We start from the raw sequence: 18,047 nt of genomic DNA, 5'->3' as shown, positions 1-18,047 counted from the left end.
TTTAACATAACAGAAAGATGTGGCGGTTTCCAGTATTGGAGGAGGTTTCGAATGGCATCATTAACATTTGACCATATCAAAAAAACATACGGCGCCCAATCGGCGGCAGTGAAGGATTTTCACTTAGATGTAAAGGATGAGGAGCTGCTGGTGCTTGTCGGTCCCTCCGGCTGCGGCAAATCTACGACACTCAGAATGATTGCCGGACTGGAGAGCATTTCTGAAGGGAAGCTTTATATCGATGGAGATGCGGTGAACGATCTGCCCCCGAAGGATCGTGATATCGCAATGGTTTTTCAGAATTACGCGCTGTATCCCCACATGACGGTGTTTGATAATATGGCGTTCGGTTTGAAGCTCAGAAAGCTGCCGAAAAAAGAAATCGCAGAGCGAGTCCGGACGGCCGCTGATATTTTGGAAATCGGGCATCTGCTCAAGCGGAAACCGAAGGCTCTTTCAGGCGGACAGCGGCAGCGGGTTGCGCTCGGCCGGTCGATCGTGCGGGAGCCGAAAGTGTTTCTGATGGACGAGCCGCTTTCCAACTTAGATGCGAAACTGCGTGTGACGATGCGCGCCGAAATCAGCAAGCTCCATCAGCGTTTGAAAGCGACCATCGTTTATGTGACGCATGATCAGACGGAAGCGATGACAATGGGCGACCGGATTGTCGTGATGAATGAAGGAGATATTCAGCAGGCCGCAAGCCCCCATGAGATTTATCATTATCCGGCGAATATGTTTGTGGCGGGTTTTATCGGTTCTCCGAGTATGAATTTTATAAAAGGCGTCATAGAAGAAAGTCACGGGCAATGGTATTTTGCCGGTTCGTCCGTTCGTCTGCCCATTCCGAAAGAAAAAGCGGCCGTTCTTGTGCAGAAAGGATACAGCGGTCAGGAGATGACTGCGGGGCTGCGTCCGGAGCATTTGACGCTTGCCGGACAATCAGAGCACCCGCCTGAAGCGGTGTGCCGCGCTGTGGCGGAAATATGTGAGAACTTAGGCGCGGAGATGTACGTTCATGCGGTGAGCGGAGATGACCGCATGACGATCCGCCTTGACGGCGCTTCAGAGGTGAAACCCGGCGATGCCATTCTGCTTGCGGTCAATATGAACCGGGCCGTGTTTTTTGATGCCGACACTGAAAACGCCGTATATTGAAAAAGGGAGCCTGATGATGGGGCTCCCTTATCACTTCTTATGATACGATTACCAGATTTCGTCCGCCCATTCCGGGTGGTCGATAAACGGATTGCGGTTATGCTGATAGTCTTCGTAAATGATTTCGTTCCGCCGTTTTTCCTTACTGTCGACGGGGTCTTGTTTATTCCATTTGAGCAAAACGGACAGTTTTCCCATGTAAGGAGCTGAGCCGTTTCCGGTTTTATCATTCAGCTCAAGGTCGGGATACCCGTCGCCGCCTTCATAACGCACCGCCATGTAAAACAGCATGCGGGCGACGTCTCCTTTGACCTCATCGCGCGGCTCCCAGGAATCACCGTCATAATAATTGCCCGGCGCTTTCGGGTATTCTGAGCCGCCGTTATCAAAATCCATGTTTCCTCTGGCGCTGTTCACCTGGACGTCTGCAGGGCGCAGATGATGAATGTCCGTCCCGGGGCCGGCAGCTGTTCCGAAGTTTCCGTGTGACTTTGCCCACACGTGTTCACGGTTCCAGTCCCCGACGCTGCCGCCGTTTTTACTTTTGGCCCGTGATTCCTGGGTGTAGAGCAAGATGACATTGTTCGGGTTTGCCGGATCTTCGTCAGTTTCCTTCAATGCATTCCATACTTGGCTGTAAGACAGCTTTGTATGTCCGCTGATGATGCGGTGCAGGGCGCTCTTTAAGGCTGTTCCGCTTTTTCCGGAAGCTTCTTTGTAATATGTCTCCGTATCCGCAGACGGAGTGATGACAGCTGAGGAAGTTTGCGGAAAAAGAGTTGTGCCGCCGGCAGTTGAAACCGCCAGCCGGCTGTACAGATTCGTGTCAGCCGGCGCGCCCGCAGAGGCTGACGGCGCGGTCCAACCCAAAATGAAAAACAGGCAGACAATCGGCAGAAACCAAAGTTTTTTTGTCATGACTTGCCCTCCTTTACCTCTATTATCCAAAAAATAAATCTAATATTCTATCTTTTTTGAAAAATGGTTCCTTCGGCTTATGGGACAGAGGGGCGGTTTCTTGGTCAAAGTATCCGGAAAATCATTGATTTTTTGGAAGATATGATAATGAACTCGTTATGCGCTCCTTCTATAATGAAGATCATCTTGTCAGTTTTTCAGTTTAAAAGGAGGGCGTGTATGGAACATCAGCAGCTTTCGGCGGCGAATATCGGGATTTCCGATGACATACAATGGCTGTCTCAATTCGGCGCTTCCGCTTCCGGCGGAGTGACGAGGCTTTTATATACGAAAGAATGGATGGACGCCCAGCTTGCCGTCAAAAAGAAAATGGAGGCGTTCGGGCTGGAAACGGCATTTGACGATGTCGGTAACGTGTTCGGCCGTCTGAACGGCACAGAATCGCCTGATGAGGTGATTCTGACCGGGTCGCATATTGACACCGTTATTGACGGCGGCAAATATGACGGTGCGTTCGGCGTGCTGGCGGGCATGCTGGCGATCCGGCATTTGCATGAGACGTGCGGGCGTCCGAAAAAAACGCTGGAGGCTGTGTCGCTCTGTGAAGAGGAAGGGAGCCGTTTTCCCATCACCTATTGGGGCTCAGGCAATATCACCGGTGCTTTCTCGCTTTCAGATGCGGAAACGCCGAAAGACGCGTCCGGCATTTCTCTGAAAGAAGCCATGCGGCAGAACGGCTTCGGTGCAGGCCGTTATCCGGCGCCGCTGCGCACTGATATTAGTGCCTTTCTGGAAATTCATATAGAACAGGGGCAAACGCTTGAACGATCGGGAAAGGATATCGGGATTGTCACCGGGATTGCCGGACAGAGACGCTATACCGTTACGCTTGACGGTGAATGCAACCATGCGGGGACCACTTCAATGAAATGGCGGAAAGATCCGCTCGCGGCGGGAAGCAGCATCATCCATGAACTCATGCTCTCAGCGGAAAGACAGCCGGAAGAGCTTCGCCTGACGTGCGGGAAAATGACGGTTGAGCCGAATATGGCGAATGTCATTCCGGGCCGTATCCAGTTTTCCGTTGATATTCGCCATCAGCAGGAAGACGTGCTGGCAGCCTTCCATCAGAAACTGGTGTCGATTATTGAAAACATCAGCCGCAGCAAAGGAGTCAGACCCTTTATTGATGAATATATGAGGATAGAGCCGGTTCAAATGGATCACACACTGACACGAACCGCAGCACAGGCTGCAAAAGAGCAGGGGGCGGACCCGGAGAAGATCGTAAGCGGAGCGGGACATGACGCCCAGATGCTCGGCAGAACCTTTCCGGCCTGCATGCTTTTTGTGCCGAGCCGTGGCGGGATCAGCCACTCGCCGCTTGAATTCACACCCGCACATCAGCTTGAAACCGGCGTCCTTACGCTGGCGAATGTATTACATAAACTTGCCTATTAACGTAAAGGGGGAATCGGCGTGCCGACCAGAAAAGAATTGTGCATTCCGCAAAGAACGATTATGACACCGGGACCGACTGAAGCTGAACCGAGAGTGCTGAGGGCGATGGGCGCTCCGATCCTCGGCCAGTTTGACCCGGCGTTTACCGGCATCATGAACGAAACGATGCAAATGCTCCGTGAATTGTTTCAAACGGAAAACCGCTGGGCCTATCCGATTGACGGCACATCAAGAGCGGGGATTGAGGCTGTTCTCGCAAGTTTGATAGAACCTGGCGACAGCGTGCTCGTTCCGATATACGGACGCTTCGGACACCTGCTGACTGAAATCGCCGAGCGGTACGGAGCGGACGTTCATACGATCGAGTGTGAATGGGGAACGGTCTTCCGGCCTGAAGAGATTATCGGCGAGATGAAAAAGATTTCCCCGAAAATCGTCGCTATGGTGCACGGAGAAACATCAACGGGGCGGATTCATCCGCTGAAAGAAATCGGGGAAGCGTGCCGCGCCCAAGATGCACTCTTTATCGTGGATGCTGTGGCCACGATTGGCGGATGCGCCGTAAAAACGGATGAATGGAAGATTGACGCAGTCATCGGGGGAACGCAAAAATGCCTATCGGTCCCTTCCGGAATGGCGCCGATTACTTATAATGACCGGACGGCCGCTGTCATTGCCGCTCGTAAAAAGGTAGAACGTGGCATTGCAACGGCAGCTGACGGTAAAATGCTGTCCGGTCATCGGCCGGTTACGAGCAACTATTTTGATCTGAGCCAGCTCGAAGATTATTGGAGTGAAAGAAGGCTGAATCACCATACAGAAGCGACAGCAATGCTTTATGCGCTGCGGGAGGGTGTGCGCCTTGTTCTGGAAGAAGGACTTGAAGAACGGTTCCGCAGGCATCAGCGCCATGAAAAAGCGCTTACGGCGGGACTTGCAGCGATGGGCCTTGATTTATTCGGCGATCCGGAGGCGAAGCTGCCTGTCGTCACATGTGTGAAGATTCCGCCGGAAGCAGACGGCGAATCGATAAGGAGTATGCTTTTGTCTCAATTCGGAATTGAAATCGCCAGCTCGTTCGGTCCGCTGCAGAGGAAAATTTGGAGAATCGGAACGATGGGCTACAGCTGCAGAAAGGAAAATGTGCTGTTTGTGCTGGCCGGACTTGAAGCGGTTCTGATCAGACACGGAGTTGCAGTTAAAGCCGGGGAAGCGCTGCAGGCGGCACTTAACATATATGATCTGCCGGCTGAAACCGGTGTGCTGTCATGAGATATGAAAACGAGATTGAAATCATCTGGACTTTTTTCCCTTTTCCCCGTTATACTGAATGGTATAAAAAATGACAAATATGGAATGACCATCTGTTTGTCTGGGGAGAAGGTAAGAAATCATGGCGTACATGGGGCGATTGTCAATTTTAATGCTGAATATGTTTATTGCGATGCTTGGGATCGGATTGATTATTCCGATTATGCCCGCATATATTACCGAATTCGGAGCGACGGGGAGCACGATGGGTCTGCTTGTTGCGGCGGCGGGGCTTACACAGCTTTTATTTGCGCCTATTGCCGGGGAAATAACCGACAAATACGGACGGCGGAAACTGATTATTTTCGGCATTGCCGCCTTTGCCGTGTCACAATTGATCTTCGCCTTTGCCGGAAGCCTGTGGCAATTGTTCGCATCCCGCCTTTTAGGCGGAATGGGCGCGGCGTTTTTAATGCCGTCAATGTTCGCTTACATTGCGGATATTACGACCGAGGAAGAACGCGGGAAAGGAATGGGGCTGTTCAGCGCGGCGATGACGCTCGGTGTCGTCATCGGACCCGGTGTCGGCGGTTATTTGGTTCATTACGGCATGTCTGTGCCGTTCATCGTGTCCGCAAGTCTCGCCTGCTTTTCAACCGTTCTTTCATTTTTCTTTCTGCCCGAAACGCTGGGGCGTGAAAAGCAGCTGGAAGCCCGGGCAAAAACGGAAAAACGTGAGCATCTGTTTAAGCAAATGTCACGCGCGCTCAAATCGCCGTTCGCGTTTATGCTGATTCTGGTTTTTGTGCTGAACTTCGGAATTATGAACTTTGAATCCGTTTTCGGCCTTTACGTTGACCATAAACACGGATTTAAAGCCTCTGATATTGCCTTTATTATTACGGCTGCGGGTCTCATCGGCGTATTTGTGCAGGCGGTCGGCGTCAGTTATCTCGTCCGCAGGTTCGGGGAAAAGCGCGTCATTAACGTGACGTTGATCGGTGCTGCTGCAGGACTTGTGTGGTGCCGGTTTGCGGGTTCATATTGGGCCGTTTTTGCCGCGGCAATCTTTTTCCTGACGCTGACATCGCTGCTCCGGCCGGCCGTTAATACGATGCTGTCGAAGCTCGCCGGTGACCAGCAGGGGTTTGCCGGCGGGATGAACACTTCATTCATCAGCTTAGCGAATATCGCCGGACCGTCAGCCGCCGGTTTTCTCTTTGATGTAAATATGGAATTTCCGTATATGCTGGGAGCGGCCATTCTCGCCATCAGTTTTCTGGCTGCGCTTGGCTGGGGCAAAAAGACACAGACCCGGCCGTTCACGCAGCAAGGATAAGAATCAAAAGCCTCCGGGTATCCGGAGGCTTTTTGCTTTTTCTTCAATTTGAAAATATCCATTTTTACTTATCTTCCAAGTTTGCTTCTGTTGTATTTTCTGTCTGTAATGAGGATATGAAGCAGGCTGACAGTAATAAAGTGGCCGAATACACCTTTTTGGTGAGTTCCGCCCCGGCTGCTATTGGGAAGCCAATAACAGATTGATACGCACAGAAAAAACGGCTTTTCGGCTAAAAAATCACAATGTCTTCCATTATTACTCAAGCCAATGAGAACTGAGGAGAAAATGAGGCGGAGGCTTTTGTTCTTATCAGATATCGTTTTTAAAATTTATTTATAAAATTCATACAATGTCTTTTAAAACTCATCTTATTCTTATCTAGTTTTTGTAACCAAAAGATTATTTAGTCTTTAAAAATCGGAAAATATGGGTTAGAATGTATAATAGTATTGTGTTTACAAGTATAATTATTAATGGAGGGATTTATCATGAGAAGTAAAACTAAGAATATTCTAGCAGTATTGTTGGCAGGTATTATGACTTTTGGCCTGATTATAGGATTCAGTCAATCAGCGCAAGCAGTAAGCAAAACAACGAGCTTTACTTACAATACTGGAACTGTTTCTGCAAAATCATATATACATACATCAGATAACTACAAAAATGTTAATGCCACAGTTGAATTAGGAAGATCAGGCACATGGGAGACCGCAGCTTATTGTAAATTATACCTTCAGCGGTATACAAGCGGTTCATGGAAGACTATTGATACTGCTTCCGGTAATGCGTCATACGGCAAAAAATTGAATGTTACTTTTACGAATATCGCTAAAAAATCTGCTTCAACTCGTGTAAAAGTGAAACTTTATAACAACTGGAAACACTCGGAACTACTTCAAACTGTAAATTCAAGTAAATGGAAACGCTAGTATCTAAAATATGATTTCGACTGATTAGTAATAATTATTCTTCTAAATTAATTTTTAAAGGCTGAAAATTTTCTGAATGTACTTAGGATGCAGGGGACCCCTGCATCCTTTTCATTGAGTATGAAACCCTAACTCCCCAGGTACAACTGATAGCCAAATAGGATGAGCAGGAGGGGGATGTGGTAGTCCTTTAATGCATCGATATATGAAAATGGATGGAGAGGGGTATTTTCAAGCAAGCCTAAACGAGAGAAGCAAGCACCCGTATGATTCCATCATATTTCTCCGTGCTGCATCCGTTCGCTGAGAATATGGCTGTCGAGCCGCCCGTCTTCGTTTTTCCTTCCGAGCATGGAATCTCACCGACGACTGTATCCCAAGTATGCTTTTGAGATTGGAAGGTAATGTGAAACAGCTAAGGAAATCTGCATCTAAATCAGGGTTCGCTATTGAGAGGGCTTGTTTGTGAAATACAGAAGCGGTTGGGCATGAACCTCTTCTGCGGCACCGTAGCCTTCGCGAAGCTCTCCGTACGATTTCCTTTGTATTCAATAAATCCCGCCGAATAAGGGATTGTAATGGCTCCTGCGTACATGGCAGCTACATACTGAGAGCGGATGGCCAGTGATGCTGTTTTTCTCTTATCCCAACTCCTCATTTTTCCGAATGTGATGTTTAAAACACGTTAGTATGCGGAAGACGGGCTGGCATTAGGCTTTATCGCTGAAATATTCGTGTTTTTTTGGCGGAAACGCCAATGAGAGTGGATTTCTTTTGAGAAAGCAGCAATTCCTTAACCGATCAGCCGCTGCATTCTCAGCGCGAGCCGCAGGCGCATCGTCGTCTCCGGATCTTTTAAGCTTTTGCCGAGCAGTTCCTCGCATTTTTCTAAACGATAGATCACCGTATTTCGATGGACGTACAGGCGCTTAGCCGTTTCTGAAATCTGGCAGTGGGTCTCCAGGTAAACAGACAGTGTATGAAGCAGGCTCTGGTCCTCCTTTTGCCGATCGGCCAGGCTTTGGAGGGTGGCTTCGTAAAACTTCTTCACATCTTCCGCCGGAAGCAGGCGGAGCAGCTCCGGCACGTCTTTGGCATGATAGATTTGAATAAACTCCGCGCTTCTGGACAAATGCCCGGATGAAATGGCGTCTGAAGCTTCAGTAAAAGCGTCAGGGACATCGATCAGCTTTTGGCATATGTTTGAGATGCCGAAGGAGACAGTCCGTTTAAACTGCGTCCGGACCTGTTTCTGAAACTGCTCCAAAAAGCTGATGACAGACGCGTGCATTTCATTCCAGCTGTCTGTCGCTTCAATTAAAAGAATACCGACATTTCCTTTAATAAAGAGATGAGGGGGAAACGGAAAGGATGACAGTTCCCCTTCAAGCAGATCAAATACATGATCGGAAACGAGCTGATTTTCGGTAAAGCTGATCGTTTTCTCATTTCGGTCGAGTTTTCCGCAAATGCACATGTATTTCTGATCCCAGCGAAGCCGGAATTCTTTGGCGCGGCTTTTGATTTCTTCATGGCCGGTAAACGAGCGGTCGATGAAATTGCTGAAAAATTCATTTCGCGCCCGTCTGCCGAATTGTTTGACGGCATTTTCTTTCAGCAGTTCAAAGGAAATGACGTTGGCCGCCTGTTCAATTGTCAAAATCATGCCTTTATCAGCGGTCTGCACCAGCTCCGGAATCACCAGATAACCGCAGTTTTTTTCAACATTCAGAATCGGCAGGACAGAATACGCCTTTCTGTCGGAGAGCATGGAAAAGCAGGTGAAATAAGGACCGGAAAGGGAATAACAGATGTTTTTCAATAAAGACGTGTCAATGGGTATGCTGTGGGACGATGATAAGAGTTTTGTATGCTGATCCAAAAGCAGCACGGGAAGCCGGAGAATGTCTGAGAGCTTCTTAAGCAGGGATTGCAGCCCTTTTCCGCTCATGATGTGGTTTGTAAATTTTTTATGGGCGTAAATGGCTTGCTGCAGCTCATTTGAACGCATATCAAGAATATGGCTCAGTGTAGCGTTGACGATATCTCCCAGCCTGATGTCTTCCGGCAGCTCAATAATCGGAAATTCATACCGGTCGGCAAGCTCCGCGGCATCTTTCGGAATGACATTAAGATAGCGCTTCGTTTTGATCCCCAGTCCCGCGCAGCCCCGTTTTGCCATGAGGCGGATTAAATCTTTCAACAGCTGCGGGCGGTCCTTCAAGTGGTAAGCGGTCGTGACGAGCAATTCGTTTTTATGTAAAAAATCAGCGATGTCCGGCGCATCCATCATGTTGACGTGCTGCACCTCCCTCCAGCCGCCGGATCTGCCTGCGATTAATGCGGCCCGCTCATAAGCGGGAATCTTCATTACATCATAAATATTCATCAGTCAATCTCCTTTCAGGTTCTAAAGACAACCATTGGTTAATATGAATAAAAATCATCAAAAATTATAGCGGTTTTGCTGATGTATTACGATCATAGTAGCAGTAAACTGGCAATCATAGACGCATGTTGTGATAAAAACTGACAGAAAATCGTCATCCTTACAGGGAGGAAGATAAAATGGCCTATGACGTAATTGTAAAGGGTGCGAAAGCTGTGCGAAAAGGCGGGACAGAGCGGGCCGATATCGCCGTCAAGGACGGGAAAATCGCATTGATCGAGCCCGGCATTGACGAAAACGCGGAACAAGTGGTGCAGGCAGACGGCATGTATGTGTTTCCGGGCGCGGTCGATTGTCACGTGCATTTCAATGAACCCGGACGCGAAGAATGGGAAGGCATTGAAACCGGCTCAAACATGCTTGCTGCCGGCGGCTGTACGGCTTATTTTGACATGCCGCTTAACTGCATTCCTTCGACGGTAACTGCTGAAAACCTGCTGGCAAAGGCGGAAATCGCCGAACGGAAGTCAGCGGTTGATTTTGCGCTTTGGGGCGGTTTGATGCCCGGGTATACCGAACATATCCGGCCGATGGCAGAAGCGGGGGCAATCGGGTTTAAAGCGTTTCTGTCTAAATCGGGAACGGATGAATTTCAATCAGCCGATGAACGGACTCTTTTAAAGGGAATGAAGGAAATCGCGGCGTGCGGCAGGATTTTGGCCCTGCACGCAGAAAGCGACGCCCTCACCCGATTCCTTGAAGCCGAGTACGCGCTCCAAGGGAAAATTGATGCCCGCGCTTACGCTTCCTCCCGTCCGGAAGAAGCCGAATGCGAGGCTGTGCAGCGGGCGATTGAATATGCAAGAGCGACGGGATGCGCGCTTCATTTTGTACATATCAGCACGAAACGGGCCGTGCTCTCCATTCAGCAGGCGAAAAAAGACGGATTGGATGTCACCGTTGAAACATGTCCGCACTACTTATTATTCAGCTTTGAAGACTTCCTCAAAAAAGGGGCGGCTGCCAAATGCGCTCCGCCGCTCCGCTCAGAGGCTGATAAAGAGGAATTGATCGGGGTTTTGGCTGAGGGCCTGATTGATATGGTGTCTTCGGATCATTCTCCCTGTCATCCGGCTTTGAAACGCGAGGATAATATGTTCCTGTCGTGGGGCGGGATCAGCGGAGGCCAATTTACGCTTCTCGGCATGATTCAATTAGCGATCGATCATGGGATTCCGTTTGAACATGTGGCCCGATGGACGGCAGAAGCACCTGCCAAACGTTTCGGTTTAACGAATAAAGGCCGGCTTGAAGAAGGATTTGACGCTGATTTTGCCATTGTCCGGCCGGAACCTTTTACCGTCACAAAAGAAACGATGTTTTCCAAACATAAGCAAAGCCTGTATGAAGGCCGCACCTTTCCATACCGAATTGCTGCGACCTACAGCAAGGGGCGCTGTGTGTACCAGGATGGCGGTCGTAAGCAGAGGGGGGCTTTCGGAACATTTCTGAAGCCTTCTGAAATAAAAGAGCCGATTCTCTGATGAGAATCGGCTTTTTTTGTCGTTTGGAGAGCGGGTCTCGTGGTATCTTTTTATAAAAAGGAGTAAAACACATTGTATGATCAAATCTTGAACATATTAACGGCATCCTGGTCGCGCAAGACCAGTACAAAATGGACGGAAGATTGCCCGGCCACAGGCCAGTGCGGCGTGACGGCTTTAGTCATCCAAGATGTTTACGGCGGTGACATTCTCAAAACAAAAACCGGCACAAGCTGGCATTTTTATAATCGAATAGACGGGGAGATATATGATTTCACGAGCAGTCAGTTTTCAGAGCCGATCGTCTATCAGCACATTCTTTCTTCCAGAGATGAGGCATTTTCGGACACCAATGAACATCAGTACCGTTACCTGAAAAGTGCATTCAGAAAAAACATGGAAACGGAAAGAGAAAAACACCTGTGATAAACTAGAATGAGAGGTGAAGGATTGTGATTTATATCGGACTGACGGGGTGGGGGGATCATGACAGCATCTATCCGCCTAAAACAGCGGGCCCGCAAAAACTGCAGGCGTATTCCTCCCATTTTCCCATCGTTGAGCTGGACGCGAGCTTTTACGCGATACAGCCCGCCCGCAATAACGAAAGATGGGTCAAAGAGACGCCGGAATCTTTTCAATTTGTCATTAAGGCATATCAAGGAATGACGGGTCATCAGCGCGGCGATATTCCCTTTGAATCGAAGGAAGAAATGTTTGAGGCGTTTAAGCTGTCATTATCGCCGTATATAGAGCATGGAAAGCTTGCCATGGTGCTGTTCCAATTCCCGCCGTGGTTTGACTGCAAGAAAGAAAACGTCGCATATTTAAGATGGTGCAGGCAGCAGATGGGCGATATCCCGTGCGCGCTTGAATTCCGCAACCGGTCTTGGTTTTCCCCGCCATTTTACGAACAGACGCTTTCCTTTATGAAGGAGGAAGGCTGGATTCACAGCATATGTGACGAGCCGCAAATCGGCGAGGGCAGCATTCCGACCGTCCTGAAAGCAACGGATGAAGAAAAAACGCTTGTCCGTTTTCACGGACGGAACAAGCAGGGCTGGATCAAACCTGACGGCGGACAAAACTGGCGTGAGGTCAGATATTTATATCGCTATAACAAACAGGAGCTCAAAGATTGGAAAAACAATCTTCAGGAGCTGAAAAAGCAGTCGCGCAATCTGTATGTGCTCTTCAACAATAACTCAGGCGGAGACGCCGCCGATAACGGGCTTGAGATGCTTGAAATGTTAAATATCTCATATACCGGGCTTGCTCCGAAGCAGCTCGACCTATTCAGCTAGAAAAGAGGTTTCAAGACACATGTCTTATCTTATTTTGATTATATTGGGATTTATCGCGGGAACGGTCGGCAGCCTGATCGGGCTTGGGGGAGGAATTATCATCGTGCCGGCGATGCTCTATTTAAGCACGATGACCCCGTTTTTCCATGACGTAACACCGCAGACTGCCATCGGCACGTCCCTTTTGGTGATTATTTTTACGGGCCTGTCGTCAACTCTGGCCTATATGAAATATAAAACCGTTGACTACAAAAGCGGACTGATCTTTTTTATCGGTTCCGGCCCGGGAAGCATCATCGGCGCGTATTTGTCTAAACTTTTTAATGCGCATACGTTTTCCGTCTGGTTCGGACTTTTTATGATTTTGATTTCTATTACATTAATGCTGAAGACGAAAGCAAAACCGGTCAATAAAGCGCATAAAGGCATGATCCGGACATATGAGGATGAAACGGGTGAGCTTTATACATATTCGTACCGTATTTTTACCGGTATCGCCATTGCCTTTTTCGTCGGTTTATTGGGCGGTCTTTTCGGCATCGGCGGCGGCTCTCTTATGGTTCCGGCCATGATGCTGTTATTTTTGTTCCCGCCGAAAGTGGCTGTGGCGACGTCAATGCTCATCATTTTCTTATCCTCCGTGACGGGTTCCGTGTCACATATCGCAGAGGGCCATGTCAATTGGCTGTATGCGCTGTGCCTCGTTCCGGGCGCGTGGTTCGGCGGCAAAATGGGCGCGTGGGTCAATAAGCGGGTGCAGACGAAAACGATCGTGCTTTTCATGCGGGTCGTCTTGATTTTGATCGGCTGTGAATTGATTTATCAAGGGATATTCAGCTAAAAGGTAGGAGAGATGGTATGTTAGAGAAGCTCCGTTTATATCATACGAATGATTTGCACAGCCATTTCGAAAATTGGCCGAAAATCGTACATTATATTGAGCAGAAGAGAAAAGAGCATGAAAAAAACGGGGAGGAAACACTCGTATTCGACATCGGCGATCATATGGACCGATTTCAAATGATAACGGAAGCGACCTTCGGCAAAGCGAATGTCGACTTGTTAAACCGGCTTGAGATCGATGCGGCTGCCGTCGGGAATAATGAAGGAATTACGCTGCCTCACGATGAGCTGGCGGGTTTATATACTCATGCCGCGTTTCCCGTCATTGTGTCCAACCTGTTTGACGCGGACGGACATCGGCCGGAATGGGCCGAGCCCTACGTGATCAAAACGCTGAAAAACGGGATGACCGCCGGCATACTCGGGGTCACGGTGCCGTATTATCCCGTCTATCAAAAACTCGGCTGGACGGTGACGGATGCGGAAAAAAGCATTCAAGAATCACTTGACGATATCAAGGGCAAAGCGGACATCATCATTCTGCTTTCTCATTTAGGCCTGATCGATGACCGGGCCGCAGCGGAAAAATTTCCCGACATCGATGTCATTCTTGAATCACATACGCACCACCTTCTTGAGGACGGACAGGACATAAACGGCGTATTGCTTGCATGTGCGGAGAAATACGGGAACTATGTCGGCTGTGTCGAGCTCACGATAGAAAGTGAATCACGAACCATTGTCAGCAAACAGGCATCTGTACAGAAAATGGCTGATTGGCACGGGGAATCTGAAGATACGGCGGCTTTTCTGAAAGAGAAAGAACGGGAAGCGGAAAACCTGCTCTCCGTACAAGTCGCCAATCTGAATGAAGAAGCCGGCGTGAAGTGGTTTGAGGAATCGCCGCTCCCGCTTCTATTAGCCGAAGCGCTGAAAAGCTGGTGCGGCTGTGAAGTCAGCATGGTGAATTCAGGCGTCATTTTGGGGCCTTTACAGAAGGGGCCTGTCACAAAACTTGACTTGCACCGCATCTGCCCTCATCCGATCAATCCGGTCGCCGTTCGTCTTTCAGGCAGGGAACTCCGGGAAACAATCAGCCAGGCCGCCTCGGAACAAATGGAACAGCTGCGGATTAAAGGCCTAGGCTTCCGCGGGGAAGTGATGGGCAGGATGGTATATGCCGGAGCGGAGGCAGAGGCCGGCATCCTTGAAGACGGTGTGACGCATCTCCTCAATGTGAAAGTGAACGGAGAAGAGGTTGATCCGGAGCGGATATACTCGGTTGCCGTTCTCGACATGTTTACACTCGGCAAGCTGTTCCCTTACATCCGCGATTCAAAAGAAAAACAATACTTTATGCCGGAGTTTTTAAGAGATCTGCTCGCCTGGAAGCTCGCGCGGCAAGCGTAATGTCAAATATCCGCCGGCCGTTCCATCTCACCCGAATGAAGGTAAGCGGGACTTTTTAAGAGCAAAAATAAAATACTATGTCCCCTCTTACAAGCATACATTGTGATATGTAAGGGGGGATTTTTCTTGCCTAGATACCGGAGCGCTCTTCGCAAGAGAGGGCCTTTGCCTTTTCGATATGTGCTTCTTCTGTCGTTTGCTTTTTTTATCATATCGACGGTCATCAGCCTCTGGATGATCAACTCCTCAATCAAACCGGTGCTGATGAACATAGGAGAAATGGAAACCAAACGGGTGGCGACAGAGGTCATTACGGAATCCATTGAAGAATACATGTCTCACAGCGACAATGTGAAAGATATGGTAGATATGAAAACGGATGAAAACGGAAAAGTCACAACGATGGATTTTAATACACAAATGGTCAACAGCATGAAGGCGAAAGTGACAAAGCAGCTTCAGGCTCATTTGAAGGAAGCGGAGTCGAACAATAAGCAGCATGAAACGGAAAAAGGCGCGAAAACGGCCGATGAAATTATGATTAACATCCCTTTAGGGCAGGTCACGGGAAACAGCGTTCTCGGAAATCTGGGGCCGAAAATCCCCGTGCGCTTTAACCTGATCGGTGATGCGTTAACCGATGTGAAAACAAAAATAAAGCCGTACGGCATTAACAATGCCCTGATCGATATCAGTATTTTTGTGGAGATTAAAGTGAAGGTCATTATTCCGTTTGCCAGTAAGACATCAGTCGTCACAAATAATATTCCGGTCTCCATTAAAGCGATTCAAGGAGAGGTGCCGCAGTTTTATAACGGAAGCGGCGGGTCAGGTGTGACGCCTTCTGTCCAGCTGCCGAGTGAAAAACAGAAGAAAGATAAATAAAAACACACAGCCGCAATCTTTCCTGGCGGCTGTGTGTTTACTTTTTCCTGCGGATTTCTTTTCGCTCCCATGCCCTTAAATGGGGATACGGGTCAAAAGACCATTCCGATCTGCCGTTATCTTTATACATCCCGTAGTGAAGATGCGGCGGGAATTTTCCCGCGGTGCCCGGCGGTCCGTATCCGGAACTGCCGACAGAGCCGATCACCTCTCCGGGTTTGACGATCTGGCCTTTATGCACACCTTTTGCAAAGCCGTTCAGGTGAGCGAAGTAGTGATACGTGTTATTGATATCCCTGATGCCGATTCTCCAGCCGCCGAAACGGTTCCAGCCCTTCATTTCAACAATACCGTAGCAGGTCGATCTGACGGGAAGTCCGTAATGAGCGAACAGATCCGTTCCTTCGTGAATCCGGCGCCCGCCGAAACCCCGCGCGGCGCCCCATGTGCTGCGGTAGCTGTAATCCGTCTTCACGGGAAGCGGAAAAGCGTGCTCTCCGAGATCAAGGCGGCCGAACGTTTTAAACAGTGTCATGAATTCGGTGATAATGCCGACCGTCTGATCACGGCGGTAATAATTCCAGAGGCCGATGCGGATATGGTCAAGATCCGTTCCGAATCCCGCTAAATACTGTGCAAATGTATAAAGGATATCCTCATCATTGCTGACCTCGGCTTTTCCGTCGCCGTCGCCGTCCAGGCCGATCCCGTCAAATACTTTAATGCTGAGGGGCGCCTCGTCCTTAGGATTTGGATTTTCAGGCCCGCTCCACAAATGATCCGGAATATAAATGCTGATGATTCCCGCTTTTTCCGGCAGATCCTTTCGGTTCGAGCGGACATTTTCTTCATATTGATCAACCGCCGCAAGCACATACCAAGGAATCTGCGTGACTGCTTCGGCTTTGCGGTACAACTGCATCCGTTCACCGTAAACAGGAGCCGATTGTTCTTTCCCGCTTGCAGCCGGACAGAAAAATGATAAAAGGAGAAGAGCAGATAACAGAACTTTCACAACATGATCTCCTTTCAGGATTAATACAACTAGTTTGCGGCAACAATCCGAGAAAATGTAAGTAATTCTCTTCCCTTGTCGAGAAATTTTTCCTATGTTAAAGTGACTATTGAATAGAAATCTGCAAGTTTTATATCCATCGTGAAATAGAAATTTTTCGCACACGAACATGAATAAAGGGATAATGGAGATGATGGGGAAATGGCAAAGAAAGACGAGCATCTGAGAAAGCCGGAATGGCTCAAAATAAAGCTGAACACGAATGAAAACTATACGGGTCTGAAAAAATTAATGCGTGAAAATAATCTGCATACCGTATGTGAAGAAGCAAAATGCCCGAACATCCATGAATGCTGGGCTGTCAGACGTACGGCGACGTTCATGATTCTCGGTTCCGTCTGTACGAGAGCATGCCGCTTCTGCGCTGTCAAAACGGGTCTGCCGACTGAGCTGGATCTGCAGGAACCGGAACGCGTAGCTGATTCGGTTGCACTGATGAACTTAAAGCACGCCGTCATCACGGCCGTGGCGCGTGATGATCAGAAAGACGGCGGAGCAGGCGTCTTTGCGGAAACGGTCCGGGCGATCCGCAGAAAAAGCCCGTTCACGACAATTGAAGTGCTGCCATCCGATATGGGCGGAAATTACGACAACCTGAAAACATTAATGGATACCCGTCCTGATATTCTGAACCACAACATTGAAACCGTCCGCCGCCTGACACCGAGAGTCCGGGCCCGCGCAACATATGACCGTTCTTTGGAATTCTTGCGCCGTGCGAAAGAAATGCAGCCTGACATCCCGACGAAATCAAGCATTATGATCGGTCTCGGCGAAACGAAGGAAGAAATTATTGAAGTGATGGACGACCTGCTTGCGAACAATGTCGACATCATGGCGATCGGCCAATACCTGCAGCCGTCGAAAAAACATTTAAAAGTCCAAAAATATTATCATCCGGACGAATTTGCCGAACTGAAAGAAATCGCGATGCAAAAAGGCTTCAGCCACTGTGAAGCAGGCCCGCTTGTCCGTTCTTCCTATCATGCGGATGAACAAGTGAACGAAGCGTCTAAAAAACGCCAGGCCCAAGCATAGGATAAGCCGAAAAAACCCAAAACGCCGCAGGTTTTGGGTTTTTTGTGATGGAGCCGTCTGTGCAGGGAAAAAGTCATTCTTGAATAAGGATCGTCAGAACCGCTACACTGGATATAAAAGGGGAAAATTTTTCCGTCCGTCCGAACCGTCTCATTTTGCAATTGATGGACAGAAGTCAATGAATTATGATAGTAAAGAGTGATAAAAGAGGTGAAGACATGATTCTTATTCAAAATGCCGAGTTTGAACTCGTACACGATTTTAAAAACGGCTTTAATGAAGAAGCGTTCAAAGCCCGCTATTCGGACATATTAAATAAATATGATTACATTGTGGGAGACTGGGGATACAGTCAGCTGCGGCTCAAAGGCTTCTTTGATGACCAGAATCAAAAAGCAACCTTTGAAACGAAAATCAGCACATTGGACGAATACATTTACGAATACTGCAATTTCGGCTGCGCGTATTTTGTTTTAAAACGAATCAGAAAATAATTGATG

16 protein-coding genes are annotated in these 18,047 nt (G+C 48.7%); 13 read left to right on the top strand and 3 right to left on the bottom strand.

The features are described from left to right. Positions 1-51 precede the first annotated feature (51 nt). On the top strand, positions 52-1,158 hold the full coding sequence (locus AC2CGA_RS07430; protein ID WP_003151899.1) for an ABC transporter ATP-binding protein: 1,107 nt from the start codon (positions 52-54) through the stop codon (positions 1,156-1,158). A gap of 48 nt (positions 1,159-1,206) precedes the next feature. On the opposite strand, the gene AC2CGA_RS07425 is transcribed toward AC2CGA_RS07430, so the two are convergent. Further along, a complete protein-coding gene (locus tag AC2CGA_RS07425; protein WP_003151902.1) occupies positions 1,207-2,076 on the bottom strand; it encodes an endonuclease I family protein in 870 nt (289 codons plus the stop codon). A gap of 219 nt (positions 2,077-2,295) precedes the next feature. On the opposite strand from AC2CGA_RS07425, the gene allC reads away from it, so the two are divergent. The 4 genes from allC (at position 2,296) to AC2CGA_RS07405 (ending at position 7,059) form a co-directional block, all read left to right on the top strand. Next, positions 2,296-3,537 (top strand): allantoate deiminase, encoded by a 1,242-nt coding sequence (gene allC / locus AC2CGA_RS07420; RefSeq protein WP_003151903.1) that lies wholly within the window; start codon positions 2,296-2,298, stop codon positions 3,535-3,537. A gap of 60 nt (positions 3,538-3,597) precedes the next feature. Next, entirely contained in the window at positions 3,598-4,809 is a 1,212-nt protein-coding gene (locus AC2CGA_RS07415) for a pyridoxal-phosphate-dependent aminotransferase family protein (RefSeq protein ID WP_372583980.1), read from the top strand. A 121-nt stretch (positions 4,810-4,930) separates the two neighbouring features. Then, positions 4,931-6,127 (top strand): MFS transporter, encoded by a 1,197-nt coding sequence (locus AC2CGA_RS07410; RefSeq protein WP_007410110.1) that lies wholly within the window; start codon positions 4,931-4,933, stop codon positions 6,125-6,127. Positions 6,128-6,618: 491 nt separating this feature from the next. Then, on the top strand, positions 6,619-7,059 hold the full coding sequence (locus AC2CGA_RS07405) for a hypothetical protein (RefSeq protein ID WP_003151908.1): 441 nt from the start codon (positions 6,619-6,621) through the stop codon (positions 7,057-7,059). 793 nt (positions 7,060-7,852) lie between these two features. On the opposite strand, the gene AC2CGA_RS07400 is transcribed toward AC2CGA_RS07405, so the two are convergent. After that, complete coding sequence (locus AC2CGA_RS07400; protein WP_014305757.1) at positions 7,853-9,448, bottom strand: PucR family transcriptional regulator; 1,596 nt, start codon at positions 9,446-9,448, stop codon at positions 7,853-7,855. A 179-nt stretch (positions 9,449-9,627) separates the two neighbouring features. On the opposite strand from AC2CGA_RS07400, the gene AC2CGA_RS07395 reads away from it, so the two are divergent. From AC2CGA_RS07395 to yunB, 6 genes are all read left to right on the top strand, one after another. Next, entirely contained in the window at positions 9,628-10,992 is a 1,365-nt protein-coding gene (locus AC2CGA_RS07395; protein ID WP_032857628.1) for an allantoinase, read from the top strand. Positions 10,993-11,064: 72 nt separating this feature from the next. Continuing rightward, entirely contained in the window at positions 11,065-11,418 is a 354-nt protein-coding gene (locus AC2CGA_RS07390; protein ID WP_015387759.1) for a YunG family protein, read from the top strand. 26 nt (positions 11,419-11,444) lie between these two features. Beyond that, positions 11,445-12,296 (top strand): DUF72 domain-containing protein, encoded by an 852-nt coding sequence (locus tag AC2CGA_RS07385; protein ID WP_014305754.1) that lies wholly within the window; start codon positions 11,445-11,447, stop codon positions 12,294-12,296. A 19-nt stretch (positions 12,297-12,315) separates the two neighbouring features. After that, on the top strand, positions 12,316-13,137 hold the full coding sequence (locus AC2CGA_RS07380; RefSeq protein ID WP_052586528.1) for a sulfite exporter TauE/SafE family protein: 822 nt from the start codon (positions 12,316-12,318) through the stop codon (positions 13,135-13,137). A 17-nt stretch (positions 13,138-13,154) separates the two neighbouring features. After that, positions 13,155-14,549 (top strand): bifunctional metallophosphatase/5'-nucleotidase, encoded by a 1,395-nt coding sequence (locus AC2CGA_RS07375; protein ID WP_014305753.1) that lies wholly within the window; start codon positions 13,155-13,157, stop codon positions 14,547-14,549. A gap of 126 nt (positions 14,550-14,675) precedes the next feature. Further along, on the top strand, positions 14,676-15,434 hold the full coding sequence (gene yunB / locus AC2CGA_RS07370; protein WP_024085756.1) for a sporulation protein YunB: 759 nt from the start codon (positions 14,676-14,678) through the stop codon (positions 15,432-15,434). 37 nt (positions 15,435-15,471) lie between these two features. Here yunB and lytH read toward each other — a convergent pair whose 3' ends face one another. Further along, a complete protein-coding gene (gene lytH, locus AC2CGA_RS07365) occupies positions 15,472-16,449 on the bottom strand; it encodes an L-Ala--D-Glu endopeptidase (RefSeq protein WP_003151918.1) in 978 nt (325 codons plus the stop codon). Between the two features lie 201 nt (positions 16,450-16,650). On the opposite strand from lytH, the gene lipA reads away from it, so the two are divergent. Together lipA and AC2CGA_RS07355 are read left to right on the top strand one after the other, a co-directional pair. Continuing rightward, positions 16,651-17,547 (top strand): lipoyl synthase, encoded by an 897-nt coding sequence (gene lipA / locus AC2CGA_RS07360; protein ID WP_003151923.1) that lies wholly within the window; start codon positions 16,651-16,653, stop codon positions 17,545-17,547. A gap of 218 nt (positions 17,548-17,765) precedes the next feature. Then, complete coding sequence (locus tag AC2CGA_RS07355; protein ID WP_003151928.1) at positions 17,766-18,041, top strand: YutD family protein; 276 nt, start codon at positions 17,766-17,768, stop codon at positions 18,039-18,041. The last annotated feature ends 6 nt before the right edge of the window (positions 18,042-18,047 follow it).

This window comes from Bacillus sp. SYZHCR11 (assembly GCF_057196865.1).
Note: the sequence above shows the minus strand (reverse complement) of the source record. Positions and strands in the feature narration are given on the sequence as shown.

What these genes read in the sequence shown, in the direction of transcription:
- AC2CGA_RS07410 (WP_007410110.1), top strand. Translation starts at nt 4,931, where the DNA reads ATGGCGTACATGGGGCGATTGTCAATTTTAATGCTGAATATGTTTATT.
- allC (WP_003151903.1), top strand. Translation starts at nt 2,296, where the DNA reads ATGGAACATCAGCAGCTTTCGGCGGCGAATATCGGGATTTCCGATGAC.
- AC2CGA_RS07375 (WP_014305753.1), top strand. Translation starts at nt 13,155, where the DNA reads ATGTTAGAGAAGCTCCGTTTATATCATACGAATGATTTGCACAGCCAT.
- AC2CGA_RS07380 (WP_052586528.1), top strand. Translation starts at nt 12,316, where the DNA reads ATGTCTTATCTTATTTTGATTATATTGGGATTTATCGCGGGAACGGTC.
- AC2CGA_RS07405 (WP_003151908.1), top strand. Translation starts at nt 6,619, where the DNA reads ATGAGAAGTAAAACTAAGAATATTCTAGCAGTATTGTTGGCAGGTATT.
- AC2CGA_RS07430 (WP_003151899.1), top strand. Translation starts at nt 52, where the DNA reads ATGGCATCATTAACATTTGACCATATCAAAAAAACATACGGCGCCCAA.
- AC2CGA_RS07425 (WP_003151902.1), bottom strand. Translation starts at nt 2,076, where the DNA reads ATGACAAAAAAACTTTGGTTTCTGCCGATTGTCTGCCTGTTTTTCATT.
- AC2CGA_RS07400 (WP_014305757.1), bottom strand. Translation starts at nt 9,448, where the DNA reads ATGAATATTTATGATGTAATGAAGATTCCCGCTTATGAGCGGGCCGCA.
- AC2CGA_RS07415 (WP_372583980.1), top strand. Translation starts at nt 3,598, where the DNA reads ATGACACCGGGACCGACTGAAGCTGAACCGAGAGTGCTGAGGGCGATG.
- lipA (WP_003151923.1), top strand. Translation starts at nt 16,651, where the DNA reads ATGGCAAAGAAAGACGAGCATCTGAGAAAGCCGGAATGGCTCAAAATA.
- AC2CGA_RS07395 (WP_032857628.1), top strand. Translation starts at nt 9,628, where the DNA reads ATGGCCTATGACGTAATTGTAAAGGGTGCGAAAGCTGTGCGAAAAGGC.
- AC2CGA_RS07355 (WP_003151928.1), top strand. Translation starts at nt 17,766, where the DNA reads ATGATTCTTATTCAAAATGCCGAGTTTGAACTCGTACACGATTTTAAA.